The sequence below is a fragment of the Phocaeicola faecicola genome (assembly GCF_013618865.1).
Classification (GTDB): Bacteria; Bacteroidota; Bacteroidia; order Bacteroidales; family Bacteroidaceae; genus Phocaeicola; species Phocaeicola faecicola.
Genome location: NZ_JABSOE010000132.1, coordinates 1 through 2,794, shown reverse-complemented (window position 1 = coordinate 2,794; position 2,794 = coordinate 1). Strand labels below are relative to the sequence as shown.

Genomic DNA, 2,794 nt, shown 5'->3' with positions numbered 1-2,794 from the left:
GTAAGCTTCCAAAATTGGCGTATTGACTAGCATGTTTCTTTCCCATACCTTCGTGCTAAACTTAAAACTTGAAAGATTATGTTTAGCGAAAAAGATTTTGAAAGACTGTGGTTCCTCTACAAGACCGAGGGTGAGCCCAAAGGAGTTTCCATCAACTCATTCTGCATTAGCAACAACATTCCATACACGGCATTCTATGACTGGTTCAAGAAGACACAGAAAAAGGTTGTACCTGTAGAAGTTGAAGGAATTCCGGAAGAGTTGATTCGGGCAGGCAATGAAGAACGGCAGGAGGTTGCTAAAGACAAGCCCAAACGTACAACTCCCCATAAAGGAAGCATTATGGTGACGATAAGAACTCGTGAGGGCTTGTGCATACAGAAGAAAGGCTTAGACTATCAGGGGCTGAAAACACTGGTCGAGAAACTGGAGGGCTTATGCTGAGTATCAACGGTCTTCACAACTTCTACTACCTTCCTGAGCTTCACGACATGAGATGCAAGGCTCAGCGTATATGCGAGATAATCCGAGGTCGATACCACCGTGATCCATTGAATGGTGATGTTTACATGTTCATGTCGAAAGACCAGCGCAAGGTCCGTATGATACACTATGAGCGCAATGCCTACTACCTTCATGAGAAGTCTTTCATTAAGGGCTATAAGTTCATGAAAATAGAGCGCAAGGACGATGTGGCAGTGTATAAGATAGACTGGAAAGACCTGGTCACGATACTTGAAACTCCGGTAATAACGAGCATAAAGATTTAATGATAAAACTCTGAAAATCAGCGATAAAAGTTTTCTAAATATTTGTATATCTCATTGAAAATGAGTATCTTTACATAAAATATTAGAGAACATGGAACTGGAAGAACTCATAGAAAATACACTCAGACGCAAGCATCTTGAAGAGATGATGGACAGACCCGAAAAGGAGCATACACCCCTTGAAGGTATGGATAATGAGCAGATAAAGAGGTTCGCCCTGTTCCTGTTTGAGGAGAATCAGAACAAAAGTAAGCAGCTTGATGAAATGATAGCACGGCTTGATGAAATAGGAAAAGACCTGAAGGAAGCCAACCGTAAGATTGACTCCCTAACAGATGAACTGCTTAAGGCAAACAGCAAGGCTGAGAAGGCTGCTATTGAATACAAGCTCCGCGACAAGGAATACAAAAAGCTTGAGAAGAAGCATAACGCCCTTGTCGAACGTCTTTCCCTTATGAACGCTCAAGCATACGCTTCATCCAAAAGTCTGAAGGGCATAGAACGCAAGAAGGTTCTGAAGGGAAAGCATGATGACAAGGATGATTTTGACGGAACTCCCACTGCTCCGACAATAGAAGTTCCACTGGCAGACTCTGCCGCATCATGCGACACTCAGGATACTCCGGTCGCTCCTCTTTCCAAGGAAAGACCGTATAGAAAAGGAATGAGATACAACAAGGATTGTGTAGGCACTCCGATAATACACAAGTCCGATTATACAATGCTCCCTAAGGGTTCTGTAGTGATGTCATCAAGCTACCGTAAAATAAGAAATATCGTGAGCCACATTGAGGAACATCACTTTGAAGTTCTCAAGGTAAAACATGCCGACGGCAGGATTGAAAGCATGTTCCTTCCTATGAAGGATGACGTACAGGCAAGTCTTTATGACGAGATAGTACCGGGTACAAGCATTACGGCAAGCATGCTCTCGTATCTTATGTTCAACCGCTACCAGATGTCAACGCCTGCATACAGGGAGGCAAAGAACCGTCTGTCGGATATGGACTGGAACACTTCTGTTCAGAACCTGCTGAACTGGGCAGACAAGGGTGCGATACAGCTCAACAAGCTGATACCTGCCCTCAAAAAGATTGCCCTTCAGGAAAGTGCCAATGTGAATGTGGACGAGACATGGCTTCGTTACCACGCTTGCAATAAGAAACGTAAGACGTATATGTGGTGTCTGGTAAACCGGAAAGCCCATATAGTCATCTTCTTTTATGAGGACACAACGGACGATGAAGGTGTACAGAAACATGGAGGCAGGAACAGAAACGTGTTGAAGGAGTTTCTTGGTGATGCAAAAATCAAATCACTGCAGAGTGACGGTTACAACGTATATATGTATCTAGACAATGAACTTATGGATATAGAGCATCTCTGCTGTCTGGCTCATGCAAGAGCCAAGTTCAAGTACGCCTACGACCAAGGAAGTCTGCAGGCAAGAATCTTCCTTGAACTGATAGCAAGATTATACGGCATGGAAGATACTTACCGCCGGGAAAAACTCACTCCAGACGAGATTTACCGCAGAAGGAACAGTAAGGAAACGACGGAAATCATCGAGAAGTTAAGGACGGAGCTTTATGATCTGCTGGCAAATCCTGAAGAGAGCCGAAGCGAACTTATGAGTAAGGCACTTAACTATCTGAAGACCTTCTGGAATCAAATCTTCGCCTACAGAAATGACGGTGAATACTCAATAGACAATTTACCAGCAGAACGGGCACTGAGACCTGTTACCGTCCAACGGAAGAACAGCCTGTTCTTCGGAAGTGTGAAAGGAATACAGAACTCCGCAATCTATAATACCTTTATAGAAACCTGCAAGCAGGTGGGAGTCTCCTTCAGGGATTACTTCTGCAAGCTGCTCAAAGAACTAAAAAAGGGAAGAACGGATTACGAAAACCTTCTTCCCATGACAATATGCAAATAATAATCGTTAAATTTGTGGACTCTTTTTTAGACGGGTGCCTGCTGGCGCCCGTCTAAAAGGGGACACCCTAAAATTGGAAACTTAC

Annotated in this window: 3 protein-coding genes; all 3 read left to right on the top strand. The window is 43.8% G+C overall.

Features of this window, described 5'->3' with window-relative positions; translation table 11 throughout:
* Positions 1-78 precede the first annotated feature (78 nt).
* A complete protein-coding gene (locus H3001_RS18915) occupies positions 79-444 on the top strand; it encodes a hypothetical protein (RefSeq protein WP_181215778.1) in 366 nt (121 codons plus the stop codon).
* On the top strand, positions 438-770 hold the full coding sequence (gene tnpB, locus H3001_RS18910) for an IS66 family insertion sequence element accessory protein TnpB (protein ID WP_181215777.1): 333 nt from the start codon (positions 438-440) through the stop codon (positions 768-770). The genes H3001_RS18915 and tnpB overlap by 7 nt, the downstream gene beginning before the upstream one ends.
* 91 nt (positions 771-861) lie before the next feature.
* Positions 862-2,709 carry an IS66 family transposase gene (gene tnpC, locus H3001_RS18905; RefSeq protein WP_181215776.1) on the top strand — a complete coding sequence of 616 codons (1,848 nt, stop codon included), beginning with the start codon at positions 862-864 and terminating at the stop codon, positions 2,707-2,709.
* The last annotated feature ends 85 nt before the right edge of the window (positions 2,710-2,794 follow it).